The sequence below is a fragment of the Ruegeria sp. CH10 genome (assembly GCF_056537125.1).
Window position 1 is genome coordinate 518,611 of the sequence record NZ_JBQFQY010000003.1, and the last position, 19,225, is coordinate 537,835.

13 protein-coding genes are annotated in these 19,225 nt (G+C 56.8%); 10 read left to right on the plus strand and 3 right to left on the minus strand.

Going from position 1 to position 19,225, the window contains the following annotated elements:
• Positions 1-62: 62 nt before the first annotated feature.
• Positions 63-1,088 (minus strand): Hint domain-containing protein, encoded by a 1,026-nt coding sequence (locus ACRZ94_RS12810; RefSeq protein ID WP_480653881.1) that lies wholly within the window; start codon positions 1,086-1,088, stop codon positions 63-65.
• A 151-nt stretch (positions 1,089-1,239) separates the two neighbouring features.
• Positions 1,240-2,202, minus strand: coding sequence for a phosphotransferase (locus tag ACRZ94_RS12815; RefSeq protein ID WP_480797502.1), 963 nt, complete (start codon positions 2,200-2,202; stop codon positions 1,240-1,242).
• Positions 2,203-2,648: 446 nt separating this feature from the next.
• On the opposite strand from ACRZ94_RS12815, the gene rplJ reads away from it, so the two are divergent.
• The 4 genes from rplJ (at position 2,649) to rpoC (ending at position 12,295) form a co-directional block, all read left to right on the plus strand.
• Entirely contained in the window at positions 2,649-3,167 is a 519-nt protein-coding gene (gene rplJ, locus ACRZ94_RS12820) for a 50S ribosomal protein L10 (protein WP_170355300.1), read from the plus strand.
• A gap of 79 nt (positions 3,168-3,246) precedes the next feature.
• The gene (gene rplL, locus ACRZ94_RS12825) at positions 3,247-3,621 is read left to right on the plus strand and encodes a 50S ribosomal protein L7/L12 (RefSeq protein ID WP_480653885.1); all 375 of its coding nucleotides are present in this window, start codon (positions 3,247-3,249) and stop codon (positions 3,619-3,621) included.
• A gap of 249 nt (positions 3,622-3,870) precedes the next feature.
• Positions 3,871-8,004, plus strand: coding sequence for a DNA-directed RNA polymerase subunit beta (gene rpoB, locus ACRZ94_RS12830; RefSeq protein ID WP_480797503.1), 4,134 nt, complete (start codon positions 3,871-3,873; stop codon positions 8,002-8,004).
• Between the two features lie 49 nt (positions 8,005-8,053).
• Complete coding sequence (rpoC, locus tag ACRZ94_RS12835; protein ID WP_480653889.1) at positions 8,054-12,295, plus strand: DNA-directed RNA polymerase subunit beta'; 4,242 nt, start codon at positions 8,054-8,056, stop codon at positions 12,293-12,295.
• A 430-nt stretch (positions 12,296-12,725) separates the two neighbouring features.
• Here the strand turns inward: rpoC and ACRZ94_RS12840 are convergent, their stop codons facing one another.
• Positions 12,726-13,172 carry an Lrp/AsnC family transcriptional regulator gene (locus ACRZ94_RS12840; protein ID WP_480653891.1) on the minus strand — a complete coding sequence of 149 codons (447 nt, stop codon included), beginning with the start codon at positions 13,170-13,172 and terminating at the stop codon, positions 12,726-12,728.
• Between the two features lie 522 nt (positions 13,173-13,694).
• Between ACRZ94_RS12840 and ACRZ94_RS12845 the strand changes: the two genes are divergently transcribed.
• The 6 genes from ACRZ94_RS12845 (at position 13,695) to ACRZ94_RS12870 (ending at position 19,193) form a co-directional block, all read left to right on the plus strand.
• The gene (locus ACRZ94_RS12845) at positions 13,695-14,786 is read left to right on the plus strand and encodes an aromatic ring-hydroxylating oxygenase subunit alpha (protein WP_480653893.1); all 1,092 of its coding nucleotides are present in this window, start codon (positions 13,695-13,697) and stop codon (positions 14,784-14,786) included.
• A gap of 19 nt (positions 14,787-14,805) precedes the next feature.
• Positions 14,806-15,240 (plus strand): lactoylglutathione lyase, encoded by a 435-nt coding sequence (gene gloA, locus ACRZ94_RS12850; protein ID WP_480653895.1) that lies wholly within the window; start codon positions 14,806-14,808, stop codon positions 15,238-15,240.
• Between the two features lie 4 nt (positions 15,241-15,244).
• Positions 15,245-15,643 carry a cupin domain-containing protein gene (locus tag ACRZ94_RS12855; RefSeq protein ID WP_306201564.1) on the plus strand — a complete coding sequence of 133 codons (399 nt, stop codon included), beginning with the start codon at positions 15,245-15,247 and terminating at the stop codon, positions 15,641-15,643.
• A gap of 104 nt (positions 15,644-15,747) precedes the next feature.
• The gene (locus ACRZ94_RS12860; protein WP_480653897.1) at positions 15,748-17,187 is read left to right on the plus strand and encodes a glutamine synthetase family protein; all 1,440 of its coding nucleotides are present in this window, start codon (positions 15,748-15,750) and stop codon (positions 17,185-17,187) included.
• A gap of 16 nt (positions 17,188-17,203) precedes the next feature.
• Positions 17,204-18,220, plus strand: a complete 1,017-nt coding sequence (locus tag ACRZ94_RS12865; RefSeq protein ID WP_480797504.1) for an alpha/beta fold hydrolase — start codon at positions 17,204-17,206, stop codon at positions 18,218-18,220.
• Between the two features lie 325 nt (positions 18,221-18,545).
• Entirely contained in the window at positions 18,546-19,193 is a 648-nt protein-coding gene (locus ACRZ94_RS12870; protein ID WP_480797505.1) for a tyrosine-type recombinase/integrase, read from the plus strand.
• The last annotated feature ends 32 nt before the right edge of the window (positions 19,194-19,225 follow it).

Below are 19,225 nucleotides of genomic sequence, written 5' to 3' on the forward strand. Positions count from 1 at the left end.
CGGGATTTTTATTGGAATGTTCGAATTTCACGACGAGTCTGTTTGCGCGCAACGAATGCGCGCTAAAGGTAAGCACGCAACACGGCTGCTTCGCGGGCGTTGATAGTGGTTGCTGCGGTCTTCTGAAACACCTCATGAGCGTGCTCGATAGAGGGGAATAGGGTCAGAAGCTCCAACGCCTGTGGCGAAGAGCGCGCCTTCTTTGAAACTTCACCATAATAATAGCTTTCTGTCAGGGCGCCGTTGGACCGGACGATATGGTGCCCGTCCAGCATGAAATGGGTGTAGGAAATCCGCTCGGTTGGGCGGATCGACACCCCGGGAAGGCCGCACAGGTGTTTGGCGGCCACAAAAACTTCGGGGGTGGCGAACAGCATGTCCGAGGCGGGTGCTTTGATGAGCATCCGGTGCTGCTGAGAGACAATCAGGTCACGAGAATTGCCCAGAGCCCCGGCCTCGATCAGGACCGGGGCGAACGCTCCTTGTCCCGGAACAGCGGTGGTGCCGATCCACAGGATCGGCTGCATCCCGCCATCGCGTGTCCAGACGCGTTGACCTTTTTCCAACTGCTCCACTGCGATATCGCCCCGATCTGTTTCGATCAGCGTGCCGGGCCCGAAGCAGGTGATATAGTCGTCATAGGCCGAGGAGCCCGCGTTGGACCCGGTGATTTTGATATACGATGTGCCCGGAACCAAAGGGGCCGAGGTGGCAAAGCCCCAGACATCCTGCGTGACCCCGTTCTGGGAAAAGACGTAGATGTCGATCTCGGGGCCGGTTGGTGCGCCGGTTTCGTCCAGCGCGCGCACCGTGATGAGGGATTCAGATTCCACAGGCGTTCCGTTGGCGACGATTCCACCACCATCGGTGATGACGTGGCCTGCTGCTTGGTCGTCGTCAAAGACATCGGGACTGCCGCTGGTGTCGTCCAGGGTTACTGTGGTGCCGAACCCGCCCGAAAACTCAAAGATCGTGCCGTCCGGCGTGTCCGAATTGTTGATGATCGGGTTGCCTTCGATGGTTTCGTCAGGACTGAAGGTGACGACCAAACTTTCGCTGTCTTGTGCGAAGAAACTGCGGGTGACCATTTGAGCGACTGACCTTTCCGATACTGGTAACCTCGGGCCGGGCCTGTGGCCGCCCGTTTGAAACTGTTGGCCTCAGTAAGAAGAGCGCGCGCTCTGCCAGTCAATCGGGTAAGACCCCAACGATTCTACACGATTACGTTAGATTTGCCTCTTAGAGGTCGAAGGCGATATGCAGCCGGGTGGCAAGGCGGTGCTGCCGGTCACGTTCATAGTCGCTATAGGTTTGATCGGTCTGAGACAGGGTCAGCCAGTCTTTCAGCAATCGGCCCCGGATACAGTGGTCCAGTATGTCGCGGTTGATCGGGTGTCTGTAGCGGCGAAAGAACATGTCCTTGTTGCGTCTGGTGATGCCACTGCGATCCACATCCCGGGCCGCAGTCTCGCGAAAAATGTCTGATTTCAGAAAATCGACAATATCATAAACAGCCAGTTTCTCGCTGGCTTCGGTGAAATCCAGACCGAAGGTTTGACCCTGTCCCAAAATCAGGTTCTGCCCGTGAAAATCGCCATGCGCCAGCACCCGGATTTCGGCGATCCCCTTGAGGCGCTCTCCCTCGGCCAGCATGACGTCCAGCATCCGCTGGCCCTGATTGACGATTTCTGGCGGTACATTGGTAAGCAGTTCGCGGATACTGTCCGTCATCCATTTGGGGCGAAATCCGTAGTCGATCGGCGGTTGGCGTCCGTGAAAGTCATTCAGCCAAGCGCCGGCGCGGCGAAAGACCTGAGCGACCTGATCGTCATCCGTGCTGTTGTGGATCAGGTCAACGGCGGTAGGCCGGTCTATGAACTCGGTGACGAAAAACGTCTCGGACGGGCTTAGGTAAAATGGCGTGACGACCTGCGTTGACGCATTGCTCTGAAAATAGCCGTGCAGATCGGTCAGCAGAGCAAATTCCTTGCGCAGCCGACCGGTATTTGGCGAAACGGTATCGATTTTCAGCGCGTAGTCCCGGTTTTGTCCGCTCAGCTTTAGCACCATGCGCGTGTCGGCAAAGTCATGTGAGCGGTACACGCATTCGAAGTCTTGAAATTGGCCTGTTCTGCGGTGGCGGGCGAATTCCTCCACGCAAGAGGCAGCGCGCGCCTTTTCGTCCTCAGTCATTGCCAGCATAGAAGCGACCGTACAGCCCTGTTATTCACGGTTTCCTGCACGACAGGACCGCAGTTGCCCCCCCCTGTCAACGGCAAGCTTTGGTCTTGCCTTCAACGCTTCGATACCCATATCGGATATATTACAAGGGCGACCCATCCGGCGCAGGCCGGAATGGGCAAATCAAAGCAATTTACCTCTTGGAAACCCACGCCATCTGCCCTAAAGAGACTTGCGGAGTAAAGCGTGCGATTCGTCGTGCGCTTTATTTCGTTTCGTCCAAGACGGTGGGTGGTGCCATCTGGCCCCTTAATTCCCTGCCTGAGACGGGTAAGACCAAAGAATTCTGAGGGTCGCGATCCTCGGGCGCATTTTGGCCAATCCCGTAACAACGGACCTGAACGCTGTGGTTTCAGCCGCAGCAAATATGAGCCGGGATGTCCATCATCCCAAACTTGGAGAGAACTGTGGATAGAGCCCAGAAAGAGAAAGTGGTCGAGGAACTCGGCCAAATCTTCGAAAGCTCTGGCGTCGTAGTGGTTGCCCATTACGCCGGTCTGACAGTTGCCGAGATGCAGGACCTTCGCGCGCGTGCTCGTGACGCGGGTGGTGCCGTGCGTGTTGCCAAGAACAGGCTCGCCAAAATCGCCCTCGACGGAAAGCCATGTGAAAGCATTGGTGACCTGCTGACGGGTATGACCGTTCTGACCTATTCCGAGGACCCCGTGGCAGCAGCCAAGGTGGCCGAGGACTTCGCCAAAGAGAACCAAAAGTTCGAAATTCTTGGCGGTGCAATGGGTGAGAACGCTCTGGACCGGGCTGGTGTTACAGCCGTGTCGAAAATGCCGTCGCGTGAAGAGCTTATTGCTACGATCGCCGGTATGCTTGGCGCGCCTGCTTCGAACATCGCCGGTGCAATTGGCGCACCTGCAAGCAACATCGCAAGCATCCTTTCCACCATCGAAGAGAAGGCGGAAGCTGCGTAAGCGGTTGGCACTGAATGATCTGCGTAGGGAATACACCCTGACGTTGGAACACACACTGTAAACGGAAAGAGCTGATAAAATGGCTGATCTGAAAGCACTCGCAGAAAGCATCGTGGGTCTGACCCTGCTGGAAGCACAAGAACTGAAAACCATCCTCAAAGACGAATACGGCATCGAGCCCGCAGCTGGCGGCGCAGTTGTCATGGCAGCTGGTGGCGACGCCGGCGGCGCAGCTGAGGAAGAAAAAACCGAATTCGACGTCGTTCTGAAGAACGCCGGCGCTTCGAAAATCAACGTGATCAAAGAAGTTCGCGGCATCACCGGTCTGGGCCTGAAAGAAGCCAAAGAGCTGGTCGAAGCTGGCGGCAAGATCAAAGAAGGCGTCGACAAAGCCGAAGCCGAAGAGATCAAAGGCAAGCTGGAAGCAGCTGGCGCCGAGGTCGAGCTGGCCTAAGCCTGCTTATTGGCGCGTCGCTGATGTGCCGAAAAATTTGGCTGGGTCCGGAGAAATCCGGGTCCAGCCGAACCTGTCTTAGAAAGGGCCTCATGGGGTGGGGCGTTTTCTAAGACGCGGTTCTTGGATCGGGAGGCTGCCTTCGGGACGGTGGCCATGAATTGATCCGGACGTGTCGTCTCGAATGTGCAGGATGCCGGGGCCCGACGGTGTCTTTGCCCGCTGAGAACTTGAAAGGTGACATCTGACATGGCTCAAACGTTCCTTGGCCAGAAACGTCTTCGTAAATACTACGGCAAAATCCGCGAAGTGCTGGAGATGCCGAACCTCATTGAGGTCCAGAAATCTTCTTATGATCTTTTCCTGCGCTCCGGCGATGCAGAGCAGCCCACTGACGGCGAAGGCATCAAAGGCGTGTTCCAGTCGGTTTTCCCGATCAAGGATTTCAACGAAACCTCCGTTCTGGAGTTCGTGAAATACGATCTGGAAAAACCTAAATACGATGTCGAAGAGTGCATGCAGCGCGACATGACCTACAGCGCGCCGCTGAAGGTCACTCTGCGTCTGATCGTGTTTGATGTCGATGAGGACACCGGCGCGAAATCGGTCAAGGACATCAAGGAACAGGACGTGTTCATGGGCGACATGCCCCTGATGACACCGAACGGTACGTTCATCGTGAACGGAACCGAGCGTGTGATCGTGTCCCAGATGCACCGCTCGCCCGGTGTGTTCTTTGACCACGACAAGGGCAAGACCCATTCCTCGGGCAAGCTGCTGTTTGCCTGCCGCATCATCCCGTATCGCGGCAGCTGGCTGGACTTTGAGTTCGACGCCAAGGACATCGTATTCGCCCGTATCGACCGTCGCCGCAAACTGCCTGTGACAACCCTGCTGTACGCGCTGGGTCTGGATCAGGAAGCGATCATGGACGCGTATTACAACACCGTGTCCTACAAGCTGGACAAGAAGAAAGGCTGGGTCACGCCCTTCTTCCCCGAGCGTGTGCGCGGCACCCGTCCGACATACGACCTGATCGACGCAAAATCGGGTGAAGTGATTGCCGAAGCAGGCAAGAAAGTCACCCCGCGCGCGGTCAAGAAGCTGATCGAAGAAGGCGTGGTCACCGACCTGCTGGTGCCCTTCGACAACATCGTGGGCAAGTACGTCGCCAAGGACATCATCAACGAAGAAAACGGCGCGATCTATGTCGAAGCCGGTGATGAGCTGACCCTGGAATACGACAAGGACGGCGACCTGATCGGCGGCACCGTGAAAGAGCTGATCGATGCGGGCATCACCGACATCCCGGTTCTGGACATCGACAACGTCAATGTCGGCCCCTACATGCGCAACACCATGGCGGCCGATAAAAACATGGGCCGCGACACCGCGTTGATGGACATCTACCGCGTCATGCGCCCGGGTGAGCCGCCCACCGTCGAAGCGGCTTCGGCCCTGTTCGACACGCTGTTCTTCGACAGCGAGCGGTATGACCTGTCCGCCGTTGGCCGCGTGAAGATGAACATGCGTCTGGCTCTGGACGCGCCGGACACCCTGCGCACGCTGCGCCGCGAAGACATCGTGGCCTGCATCAAGGCGCTGGTGGAACTGCGTGACGGCAAAGGCGACGTGGACGATATCGACCACCTCGGCAACCGTCGTGTGCGTTCGGTCGGCGAGTTGATGGAAAACCAGTACCGCGTCGGTCTGCTGCGCATGGAGCGCGCGATCAAAGAGCGTATGTCGTCGGTCGAGATTGACACCGTCATGCCGCAGGACCTGATAAACGCGAAACCGGCAGCCGCTGCTGTCCGCGAATTCTTTGGCTCGTCGCAGCTATCGCAGTTCATGGACCAGACCAACCCGCTGTCCGAGGTTACCCACAAACGCCGCCTCTCGGCGCTTGGCCCCGGTGGTCTGACGCGTGAGCGTGCGGGCTTTGAGGTGCGCGACGTACACCCGACCCACTATGGCCGGATGTGCCCGATTGAAACGCCCGAAGGCCCGAACATTGGTCTGATCAACTCGCTGGCGACCTTTGCCCGTGTGAACAAGTATGGCTTCATCGAAACACCCTATCGCGTCGTCAAAGACGCCGAGGTGACCGATGAGGTTCACTACATGTCCGCGACTGAGGAAATGCGTCACACCGTGGCGCAGGCGAACGCGACGCTGGATGCGGATGGCAAGTTCATCAACGATCTGGTGTCGACCCGTCAGGCCGGTGACTACACCCTTGCCCCGCGCGAGAATGTGGACCTGATCGACGTGTCGCCGAAGCAGCTGGTCTCGGTCGCCGCATCGCTGATCCCGTTCCTTGAAAATGACGACGCCAACCGCGCTCTGATGGGCTCGAACATGCAACGTCAGGCGGTTCCGCTGCTGCGGGCCGAGGCGCCGCTAGTCGGTACCGGCATTGAGGAAAAGGTTGCGATCGACTCGGGTGCTGCGATTCAAGCGAAACGCGCCGGTATCATCGACCAGGTCGATGCCCAGCGTATCGTTATCCGCGCCACCGAAGATCTGGAACTGGGGGACGCTGGCGTTGACATCTATCGTCTGCGCAAGTTCCAGCGGTCCAACCAGAACACCTGCATCAACCAGCGTCCACTGATCAAGGTGGGTGACACCGTCCAGAAGGGCGAGGTCATTGCCGACGGTCCGTCGACCGATATGGGTGAACTGGCCCTTGGTAAGAACGTGGTCGTCGCGTTCATGCCGTGGAACGGTTACAACTACGAAGACTCGATCCTGATCTCGGAACGTATCGCGCGTGACGACGTCTTTACCTCGGTCCATATCGAGGAGTTTGAAGTCGCCGCCCGTGACACCAAGCTGGGCCCGGAAGAGATCACCCGCGACATTCCGAACGTCGGTGAAGAAGCGCTGCGCAACCTCGACGAGGCGGGCATCGTTTACATCGGCGCGGATGTTGAGCCGGGCGATATTCTGGTCGGCAAGATCACTCCGAAGGGCGAAAGCCCGATGACCCCGGAAGAAAAGCTGCTGCGCGCCATCTTTGGCGAAAAAGCATCTGACGTGCGCGACACCTCGCTGCGCGTGAAGCCGGGTGATTACGGTACGGTTGTTGAGGTTCGCGTCTTCAACCGTCACGGCGTCGAGAAAGACGAGCGTGCGCTGCAGATCGAGCGTGAGGAAGTCGAACGTCTGGCCCGTGACCGGGACGACGAGCTGGCGATCCTTGACCGCAACATCTATGCGCGTCTGCAAGGCCTGATCCTGGGTAAAACCGCTGTCAAAGGCCCGAAAGGCGTCAAGGCAGGGTCGGTGATCACCGAGGAGCTGCTGGAAACCCTGACCCGTGGTCAGTGGTGGCAGCTGGCGCTGGAAGGCGAGCAGGACGCACAGATCGTTGAGGCTCTGAACGAGCAGTACGAAGTGCAAAAGCGTGCTCTGGACGCCCGTTTCGAAGACAAGGTCGAGAAGGTCCGCCGCGGCGACGATCTGCCCCCGGGTGTGATGAAGATGGTCAAAGTCTTCATCGCCGTGAAGCGCAAGCTACAGCCGGGCGACAAGATGGCCGGTCGTCACGGGAACAAGGGTGTTATTTCCAAGGTGGTTCCGATGGAAGACATGCCGTTCCTGGCCGATGGTACGCCGGTCGACTTCTGTCTGAACCCGCTGGGTGTGCCGTCGCGTATGAACGTTGGTCAGATCCTTGAAACCCACATGGGTTGGGCCGTACGCGGTCTGGGTCTGAACATCGATGAGGCTCTGGGTGAATACCGCCGTTCCGGCGATCTGACCCCGGTGCGCGAAGCGATGAAACTGGCCTATGGCGAGAATGTCTACGAAGAAGGCATCACCGGTCTGGACGAAGATGGCCTGATCGAGGCTGCGGGCAACGTGACCCGCGGTGTTCCGATCGCAACCCCGGTCTTTGACGGTGCCAAAGAGGCGGACGTCAACGATGCGTTGGTACGTGCAGGCTTCTCGGAAAGCGGTCAGTCGGTTCTGTTCGACGGTCGCACCGGTGAGCAATTTGCGCGTCCGGTGACCGTGGGCATCAAGTACCTGCTGAAACTGCACCACCTTGTGGACGACAAAATCCACGCGCGTTCGACCGGGCCGTACAGCCTGGTGACCCAGCAGCCGCTGGGTGGTAAGGCGCAGTTCGGTGGTCAGCGCTTTGGTGAGATGGAAGTCTGGGCTCTGGAAGCTTACGGCGCCGCCTACACCCTGCAGGAGATGTTGACCGTGAAATCGGATGACGTCGCCGGCCGGACCAAGGTCTATGAGTCGATCGTCAAGGGCGAGGATAACTTTGAAGCGGGCGTACCGGAATCGTTCAACGTTCTGGTGAAAGAAGTCCGTGGCCTCGGCCTGAATATGGAACTCCTGGATGCGGAGGAAGAGTAGGGGCGGCAACGCCCCACACTCATCCCATCCCAATTTGTAAGGATGCAAAATGAACCAGGAAATCACCAACAACCCGTTCAACCCGCTGACGCCTCCGAAGGTTTTCGACGAGATCAAGGTCTCGTTGGCGTCGCCTGAGCGGATCCTGTCTTGGTCCTATGGCGAGATCAAGAAACCCGAAACCATCAACTACCGGACGTTCAAGCCCGAGCGTGACGGTCTGTTCTGCGCGCGTATCTTTGGCCCGATCAAAGATTACGAATGCCTGTGCGGCAAATATAAGCGGATGAAGTATCGCGGCGTTGTCTGCGAGAAATGCGGTGTGGAAGTCACCCTGCAGAAAGTCCGCCGCGAGCGTATGGGCCATATCGAACTGGCCGCGCCCGTTGCACATATCTGGTTCCTGAAATCGCTGCCGTCCCGCATCGGTCTGATGCTGGACATGACGCTGCGTGATCTGGAACGCGTTCTGTACTTTGAAAACTATGTCGTCATCGAGCCTGGTCTGACTGACCTGACCTACGGCCAGATGCTGACCGAAGAAGAGTACATGGATGCGCAAGATGCCTACGGCATGGACGCGTTCACCGCCAATATCGGTGCCGAAGCCATCCGTGAGATGCTGGCCCAGATCGATCTCGAAGCCGAAGCCGAACAGCTGCGCGCTGATCTGGCCGAAGCAACCGGCGAACTGAAGCCCAAGAAGATCATCAAGCGTCTGAAGGTTGTTGAATCCTTCCTCGAGTCGGGCAACCGGCCCGAATGGATGGTGATGACCGTGATCCCGGTCATTCCGCCGGAACTGCGTCCGCTGGTTCCGCTGGATGGTGGCCGTTTCGCGACCTCGGATCTGAACGATCTGTATCGCCGCGTCATCAACCGGAACAACCGTCTGAAGCGTCTGATCGAACTGCGCGCGCCTGACATCATCGTCCGCAACGAAAAGCGGATGCTGCAGGAATCCGTGGATGCTCTGTTCGACAACGGCCGTCGTGGCCGCGTGATCACCGGCGCCAACAAGCGTCCGCTGAAATCGCTCTCGGACATGCTGAAAGGTAAGCAGGGTCGCTTCCGTCAGAACCTTCTGGGTAAACGCGTCGACTTCTCGGGCCGTTCGGTCATTGTGACCGGCCCGGAGCTGAAGCTGCATCAGTGTGGTCTGCCCAAGAAGATGGCGCTGGAACTGTTCAAGCCGTTCATCTATTCGCGCCTTGAAGCCAAGGGTCTGTCTTCGACCGTGAAACAAGCGAAGAAACTGGTCGAGAAAGAGCGTCCCGAAGTGTGGGATATCCTCGACGAGGTGATCCGTGAACACCCTGTTATGCTGAACCGTGCGCCGACGCTGCACCGTCTTGGCATTCAGGCGTTCGAACCGGTCCTGATTGAAGGTAAAGCCATCCAGCTGCACCCGCTGGTCTGTTCGGCCTTTAACGCCGACTTCGACGGTGACCAGATGGCCGTTCACGTCCCGCTGAGCCTTGAGGCCCAGCTGGAAGCCCGTGTTCTGATGATGTCGACGAATAACGTTCTGTCGCCTGCAAACGGTGCGCCGATCATCGTTCCGTCGCAGGATATGATCCTGGGTCTGTACTATGTGACCCTGGAACGCGAAGGGATGCCGGGCGAAGGCAAGGTGTTCGGGTCGATCGACGAAGTTCAGCACGCGCTGGATTCCGGCGAAGTGCACCTGCACACCAAGATCACCGCGCGGATCACGCAGATCGACGACGAAGGCAACGAAGTTCAGAAGCGTTACGAGACTACTCCGGGCCGTCTGCGTCTGGGTGCGTTGCTGCCAATGAACAACAAAGCCCCGTTCGAGCTGGTCAACCGCCTGCTGCGGAAGAAAGAAGTGCAGCAGGTCATCGACACGGTCTACCGCTATTGCGGTCAGAAAGAGTCGGTTATCTTCTGTGACCAGATCATGTCGATGGGCTTCAAAGAAGCGTTCAAGGCGGGCATCTCGTTCGGTAAAGACGACATGGTTATCCCCGACGACAAGTGGGGCATCGTTGATGACACCCGCAGTCAGGTGAAGGACTTTGAACAGCAGTACATGGACGGCCTGATCACTCAGGGCGAAAAGTACAACAAAGTTGTTGATGCCTGGTCGAAGTGTAACGACCGCGTGACTGAGGCGATGATGAGCACCATTTCGTCGTCTGAACGGGCAGAGAATGGGTCCGAACAGGAACCGAACTCGGTCTACATGATGGCCCACTCGGGCGCGCGTGGCTCGGTCACTCAGATGAAACAGCTGGGCGGTATGCGCGGCCTGATGGCCAAGCCGAACGGTGACATCATCGAGACGCCGATCATCTCGAACTTTAAAGAAGGTCTGACCGTTCTCGAGTACTTCAACTCGACCCACGGTGCCCGTAAGGGTCTGTCGGATACCGCTCTGAAGACGGCGAACTCGGGTTACCTGACCCGTCGTCTGGTGGACGTGGCGCAAGACTGTATCGTTCGTGAGATCGACTGTGGCACCGAGCGCGCCATCACCGCCGAAGCAGCCGTGAACGACGGTGAGGTTGTCGCCTCGCTGGCCGAACGTGTGCTGGGCCGTGTGGCCGCAGACGATGTCCTGCGTCCGGGCACCGATGAGGTGATCGTGGCTGCAGGTCAGCTGATCGACGAGCGCATGGCAGATACCATCGACGAAGCCGGTGTTGCCTCGATGCGCATCCGCTCGCCTCTGACCTGTGAGTCCGAGGAAGGCGTTTGTGCAACCTGCTACGGTCGTGACCTTGCGCGCGGTACCATGGTGAACACGGGTGAAGCTGTCGGCATCATCGCCGCCCAGTCCATCGGTGAACCCGGTACGCAGCTGACGATGCGGACCTTCCACATCGGTGGTGTTGCCCAAGGTGGTCAGCAGTCGTTCCAGGAAGCCAGCCAGGAAGGTATCGTTTCCTTCGAGAACCCGCAGATTCTGGTCAATGCCGCAGGCGAAAGCCTGGTCATGGGCCGGAACATGAAGCTGGTGATCAGCGACGAGCATGGCGAAGAGCGGGCCAGCCACAAGCTGAGCTACGGTTCGAAGCTGTTCGTCAAGGACGGCGCAACGGTGGCCCGTGGCGACAAACTGTTCGAATGGGACCCCTACACCCTGCCGATCATCGCCGAGAAAGCCGGTACTGCGAAATACGTTGACCTTGTTTCGGGCCTTGCCGTCCGCGACGAGACCGACGAAGCCACCGGTATGACCCAGAAGATCGTGATCGACTGGCGCGCCGCCCCCAAAGGCAGCGACCTCAAGCCCGAGATCATTCTGGTCGGTGAAGATGGCGAGCCGGTCCGCAACGACGCGGGCAACCCGGTTCACTATCCGATGTCGGTGGATGCGATCCTGTCGGTCGAAGATGGCCAGCAGATCGAAGCCGGTGACGTTGTTGCGCGTATCCCGCGCGAAGGCGCTAAGACCAAGGACATCACTGGTGGTCTGCCGCGTGTGGCCGAACTGTTCGAAGCCCGTCGTCCGAAAGATCACGCGATCATCGCAGAAGCCGATGGTTACGTGCGCTTTGGCCGCGACTACAAGAACAAGCGCCGCATCAGCATCGAACCGGCGGACGAGTCCATGGAGACCATCGAATACATGGTGCCCAAGGGCAAGCACATCCCGGTCGCCGAAGGGGACTTCATCCAGAAGGGTGAATACCTGATGGACGGTAACCCAGCCCCGCATGACATCCTGTCCATCATGGGTGTCGAAGCGCTGGCGGATTACATGATCGACGAGGTGCAGGATGTTTATCGTCTGCAGGGCGTGAAGATCAACGACAAGCACATCGAGGTCATCGTGCGCCAGATGCTGCAGAAGTGGGAGATCCTGGATTCAGGCGATTCCACCCTGCTGAAAGGCGAACATGTCGACAAGCAAGAGTTTGACGCAGCCAACGAGAAGACCATCGCCCGCGGTGGTCGTCCGGCACAGGGCGAGCCGATCCTTCTGGGGATCACCAAAGCCTCGCTGCAGACGCGTTCGTTCATCTCGGCGGCGTCGTTCCAGGAAACCACCCGCGTTCTGACCGAGGCTTCGGTTCAGGGCAAGAAGGACAAGCTGGTTGGCCTGAAAGAGAACGTCATCGTCGGTCGCCTGATCCCCGCCGGTACCGGCGGTGCGACCCAGGCCGTGCGCCAGGTTGCTCAAGGCCGCGACAACGTCGTTATCGAAGCCCGCCGGGAAGAGGCCGAAGCGGCCGCTGCCCTGGCTGCGCCGACCATCGACGACGACATGGTTGGCGACGAGCTGGACGTTCTGGTGGAAACACCGGAAAGCCGCGAATAGACTTCGCCATAGAAAAACACAGAAGGCCCTGCGGATACGCGGGGCCTTTTCTTTTGTGGGCGAGTGTCTACAGGGGATTTTCTAAGGGTGCTCAATCCAACACCAATGTCCGCTTTGAGCCCAACGCGGTCATCGCATTTTTGTGCTGCGCGCGCTCGCAGTGCGAAAATCGCCGCACATGCTTGGTTCATGACACCGCGCGAGACAAATCTGCCGATTGCTTGTCTGAGCTGAGTGATTGTTCACCAACGCAAAGCGGCGCTTCGCTGAAGAACCCGCCATTCAAAGTGAGTTTTAGACTACATCTTTCGCACAATTTGGATGACTGATTGCGGTCGGAGGCGGCATCAAGATCGGCGTTAAATATCGCTCAAAAAACTCTGTCGAAGTCTTTTGGCTCTATTGGCTTCAGCGATGGACTTCTCCCTGGTCACTCCCTCACACCCTGCTTCAGCAGGAACTGGTTTTTGAAATTTTGCAGCCCCGGCATAACGTCGGCCTTTGCAATATCGTCACTCGCGTGGATTTCATGCTCAAGAAATTCCTTTAGTGCGTCACCGTCGTCGCTGACGAGTTCGATAATCAGGTCATAACGGCCCGCGACCCATAGGATGAAAACAACCCGGGGATTCTTTTCAAGCCGCTCTGCCACCTGCCGTGGGGTCGCGCCAGCCGCTACATTCAATCCAATCATCGCGTCGGTTGTGTACTCTGTGGCCACAGGATCCGACATCGCAACGATCCGCAACATGTTGTTGTCTCGCAGCCCGCTCACCCTGTTACGAATGGTTCCTTCGGAGACATCCAACCGCTGCGCAATTTCAGAAAAGGCCATCCGACCATCTTGCTGCAAAAGCCGGATGATCTGCTGGTTCAAGTCATCCCTTGGAGATCGAATGCGCTGAGTAGCGCTCATGTTCGATTGCTTTTTTACCGCCATAAACCTGATGCTCGATTGCTGTATTCGTAACTGAGGTTAAGTGAGAGCATCGAAATCCGCAATCATCCCCTGCAAATTCTCCTGAAGGAAGTGCGGAAAACGACATCTTTCGAGCTAAACACCGCAAAATCCAAGTGCCCTATTTCGGAATCTTTGCCGAGTTACCCGTAGTATTCTACTGAAATTGCGGATCTCATTACCGGCGCGGCAAGAAAATTCGAAATTCGTACTTACGTGCCGCTTTTAGACCAGATTGTTTCTAATTCTTGCCAGAAAATCTGGAATCATAGCGAATATCGAAAAGTTTACAGCTGAAAGTGTGCGATATTCGTAGGCTAAGAATTTCAACCCCGGCGCGGTGGGACAGAGCCTGCAAACAGGCCATCCGCGAGAAACGGTGAAAACCATGCGCATACCATTGGATCGAAGGGTGCGGTGGCAGTGTCGAAGGGAGGACAAATGACAATTGCCGAGGAAAGAGTGCAAGCCGTTAGCGGGCCTCAGCACGGGCTCACCGCGGGGGCGTATCGCAGCGAAGAGTTCTGGCAGCAGGAATGCCAGACGGTTCTGGCCAAGAACTGGGTGTTCATCGGCTTTGCACATCAGATAGCCAAACCAGGCGATGTGCAGCCTGTCACTTGCGCCGACTTGCCACTGCTGGCGGTACGCGGTCGTGATGGCGACATCCAGGTTTTTCACAATGTTTGCTTGCACCGCTGCATGACATTGGTCGATAAACCCAAGAATGTCGGTAAGCTGATCCGCTGCCCGTATCATGCATGGGCCTATGATCTGGATGGACGCCTGCGGGCGGCACCGCATTTTGCCGGAACCGGCAAGCAGGAGTTCGATGGTTTTGACATAAAAGAGCACCGGCTGAAACCCGTACGCACCCATGTCTGGCATGATTGGATTTTCGTCAATCTGGATGGGAACGCACCTGATTTCGAAGACTATGCCGCGCCTTTGATCAGTCGGCTGGAGGGAATGGATTTCACTAGAGTGGAACCAATTGGACTGCTCGACTTTGGTGAAATTGACACCAACTGGAAACTGATCATGGAGAACTTTATCGAACCCTACCACGTCCAGTTTGTACATGCCTCAACCACCGAACAACCGTTGGAAAACCACTATACCCTCATCGACGGCAACTGCATCGGCAGCGCGGTGGATCTGAACGAAGAACTAGGCACATCCGGCAGTCTGGGTGTCAGCTCTCGATATCTGACACTGTACCCCAACTTCATTCTGGGTCGTTATTTCCCTGATCAACTGGGCGTCTATCTGAACGTGCCCATTGGTCCCGGAAAGATGCGCCAGTACCGGGCACTTTACACCACCGAAGGCCAACAGCTGAACGCCGAGGAAATAGAGGCCCTCAGAAACCTTTGGTGGGATGTCCACAAAGAAGATCACGAGATGGTTGAACGCATGTTTGAGGGCCGCAAATCCCCGGTTGCCGAAGATGGGGGTCTGTTGTCGCCCGCTTGGGAGGACAGCGTGCGCGCCTTTCAGGATCTGATCGAGCGGGACGTGGCCGGTGCTTAATCAAGAAGGAACAAGACCAATGAACAAGTCCATATCCAAAGGGTTTCGTCTGGCCCATACGATGATGCGGGTTACAGATATGGAGAAGTCACTGGACTTCTACTGCGGAATTCTGGGCATGGAAGTGTTGCGACGCACGGATTACCCCGAAGGCAAATTCACCAACACGTTTATCGGCTACGGGCCCGAGGCCGAGTTTCCCACGCTGGAGCTGACAGCCAATTGGGATCAGGACACGCCCTATGACAAAGGCGACGGCTGGGGTCACATCTGCATCGAAACGCCAGATGTTTATGCCGCGTGCGAACAGCTGGCGGCAGAGGGAGTAAACATCACCCGCCAGCCGGGACCGATGAAAAACGGCACAAGAGTCATTGCATTTTGCGAGGACCCCGACGGTTACAAGGTCGAATTGAACGAATCCATACTGAAACATCTGGCACAGGAAGGCTGACCAAATGGGTGACACACCTCAACTTTTCAAATTCGATCTGGTTCAAAATCGCTACGATTCGATGGGTGACAGCGACACCTACATCAAACCGATGGTGACCAGCGAATTCAGCAAGTCCATGTGCGGCGGTATCAACGTCCTGAACAACATCAAGGTGCCGTGGGATCTGACCTGTGACGAGATCATTTATTGTCTTGAGGGCACCTTCCGGCTGGTTTGCGACGGCAAAAGCTATGTCTGCAATCGTGGTGATGTGCTGTTTGTCCCCAAGGACAATCACATTTCCTACGAGGCGGACGGCAAGTGCGTGATCTTCTATGCCGCCTACCCTCACAATTGGAAACAGCTTGCCGGGATCACCCAAGTTCCGGGCATTGACCCTGACGATTTTGTCCCCGGCTGAACACCATTTTCGCTGAGCGACAGAACAAACGAAACCACTGCAACCACTGAGAAGTCACGCTCAGTGATTGATATTTGATTGATTGTTCGATCGGAGGACACCGAATGCCCAAGGACAATACCAACGCCCGCATGTACTACGAGACATTCAACGACGCAGTCGAGCGTAACCGCCCGCGTATCCCGGAAGTTCAGCAGCGTTTGGAGAAGGCTGGCGTTAAGTACGTGATGGCCGCCTGGATTGACCTGCACGGAATCCCAAAAACCAAACCCGTACCGATGAGCGATTTTGAACCGCTGTGCCTTGGGAAAGGCCCGCAATTCGCGGTGCATTCGATTTCTTACGTGCCTGAACTTAGCCCTGCGGACAGCGATCAGGTGGTCGTGCCGGATCTCGAGGCCGTCTACATCTGTCCGTGGGACACATCGATGGCGATTATATTCTCGGACCTCTACTGGGAAGATGCCCCTTACAATGTCTGCCCGCGCCAGGCCCTGAAACGTGCCATGCACGAGGCCGCGCTGGAAGGGTACACAGGTTATGCCGGGGTCGAGCCCGAGTTCATCGTCATGAAATACGACGACGCCGGACAGCCTGTGAAAGCCTTTGACGACGACCCAGCGGACGGGTTTCGCCCGCGTCGTCAGGCCTTTGGCTATGATGTGGAATACTCCATTGACTCGATGCCGTTCCTGAAAACCCTGATCGACATCATCGAAGGTTTGGGCTGGAACTTGCACGATGTGGTGGCCGAGGGTGCATATTCCCAGTTTGAGCTCGATTTCCACTACACGAACTTGCTGGAGATGTCTGACCGGCTGGCATTTCTGCGCATTACCCTGAAAGAGGTCGCCAAAAAGCACGGGATGTTCGTAACCTTTATGCCAAAACCGACCGTGGGTGACTGGCGATCGGGTGCGCATATCAACATGTCGATGCAGCATGAAAGCCGTCCAGGCGAGAACATCTTTGAAACGCCCGATGGCGAATGGAGCGACGAAAGTCGCTGGGCCGTCGGCGGATTGATGCAGCATGCAGAAGCGATCACCGCGATCACCTGCCCGACCGTGAATTCCTATAATGGTCTAGTACCTCGTGTCGGGGGGTTTGAGGGCGGCACCGTCACCTGGGCCCCGACCAATATCACTTATGGCTTCAACAATCGCTCGGCCCAATTCCGCCTGCCACAGAGCCGCCACTGCATCGAAAACCGTGCCTGCGACATGACCATGAACGTCTATCTGGCAATGGCGATGCACCTGACCTGTAGTGTGAAGGGGATCAAAGAAAAGATCGACCCGGGCGAACCAACGGATTTTGATCTTTACTCCAAGACCGAAGCTGAACTTGTCGAGCTTGGAATCCGCCGATTGCCGCGAACCCTGTTTAACGCGATTGAAGCCCTGCGCGGCGATGCAATGGCGGAACATGTTATGGGACCGGTGATGCGTAACTCTTATCTCGAATACAAAAACGACGAGTGGGAGCGGTATCACCAATCGGTCACCGATTGGGAAGTGCAGGAGTATCTGCGACTCTACTGAGGCAGGAGATGACCAGATGGTGTCGGACTTTGAGACATACGAGCTTGGCGACCTTCCACTTTTGTCGGGGGAGGTATTGAAGGATGCCAAGCTTGCCTATCAGACTTACGGTACATTGTCGGCCACCCGTGACAATGTCATCGTTCTGCCCACGTTTTATACAGGTACAAATTCCCGTAACGAGGGGTTCTTTGGCCCGGGTCGCGCGATTGATCCAGCGCGGCACTTCATCGTCAGTCCGAACATGTTCGGCAATGGTCGGTCGTCGTCGCCCTCGAATACGCCAGCGCCGCAGGACGGCCCGCGTTTTCCGCTGGTGCAGATGTGGGACAACATCACTGCCCAGCATCGGTTGATCCATGATCACCTGGGGATCGAGAAAGTCGCCCTTGTCGCTGGTTGGTCAATGGCGGGCTGTCAATCCTATCAGTGGGCGGCGCAGTACCCGGACATGGTACAAGCGATCTTACCTTTCTGTGCTTCGGCCAAAACCTCACCGCATAATTTCGTCTTCCTCGAGGGGGTCAAGGCTGCCCTTTGTGCGGACCAGAATTGGAACGGCGGCAACTATAGCAGCCCGCCTGAGGCCGGGCTCAAGGCTTTTGGTCGGGTCTACGCAGGCTGGGCTTTCTCTCAGACCTTTTACCGCGAGAGGCTTTATGAGCAGCTCGGGTTCCAATCCATTGAAGAGCTCATGCAAGATTGGGAACAGGACCATGTGCAAGGCTGGGACGCCAACGATCTGCTGGCCAAGCTTGCCACTTGGCAGGCGGGCGACATCTCAGCCGGGTCGCTTTACGATGGCGACTATAAACTGGCGCTAGGTGCCATCAAGGCTCGTGCCATTCTGATGCCCTGCACTCAGGATCTCTATTTTCCCCCAGAGGACAATGAAATTGAGGCCCGCCACATACCTCGCGCCATCTTCCGCCCTTACAATTCCCCTTGGGGCCATTGCGCTGCCAATCCAGGCAATGACAAAGGCTTCACTGCGCAGCTAGATGCCAATATTCGTGAACTTCTTGAAGAGTAACGCGAGCTGAATAACTGCAGGACTGTGCGCATTCACGAGCTAACGATTTTTTCTTTCACGTGAGGGGCAACAATACGGCAACTGGTACGCAAACATGGTGTTTCAGGTATAGGCGCGCTTTGGTTTAATCGGTATATTTTTAAAGCCCACTTTAACGCGCACTGCAAATGCCGATACTAGTCGCAGCATTCGAAACATTGGCCTCTTTACGGCCCACTGCGGTTGCAGCGATGACACAATTCACATATCTCAGAGACAGGCCATTCCCTTAAATCGTAAAATCGCCCCGTCAGCGCTGTGCTGATAACTGGGCGCGGAGGGAGGAATGAAGGGCATATCATGCCAAGAGTCCAACTTCCCGCAGTTATCCCCAAACCAAAAGCACGGAATAAAGGGGGGTATCATCGGACAGAAGCGACCCCTGTTACCGAAGCAGGTCTGGGCAATCCGGACACGGCTCGAACTGGCGGGCAATCTACGTGATCTGGCTTTGTTCAACCTCGCCATCGACAGTAAGTTGCGCGGTTGCGGCCTAGTCAAACTGGTGGTGGCCGATCTGGTCGAGGATGACCGCGTTCGGGAACGTGTTTCTGTGGTCCAGAGCAAGACCAAGCGGGCGGTGCAGTTCGAACTGACGGAAAACACCCATGATACGATTGCTGTGTGGATCAAATCGCCGGAAATGATTGGCTGCCGCTTCATGTTTGCGAGCCGGTTTCGTGACCGCCCGCATATCTCGACCCGCAAGTATGGCCGACTTGTGCGGGATTGGGTGGCCGCGATTGGGCTGGAACCGAGCGGATATGGAAGCCATTCGCTGCGCCGGACCAAGGCGGCAGAAATCAATCGGAAAACAGGAAATCTCAGAGCGGTTCAACTACTGCTTGGTCACACAAAGGTCGACAAAGCTGTCCGATACCTTGGCGTCGAACTTGAAGACGCCCTAAATTTCGCCGAACAAATCGACGTCTGAATTATGTTGGCGGGCGCCTCATGCCGTTCGCC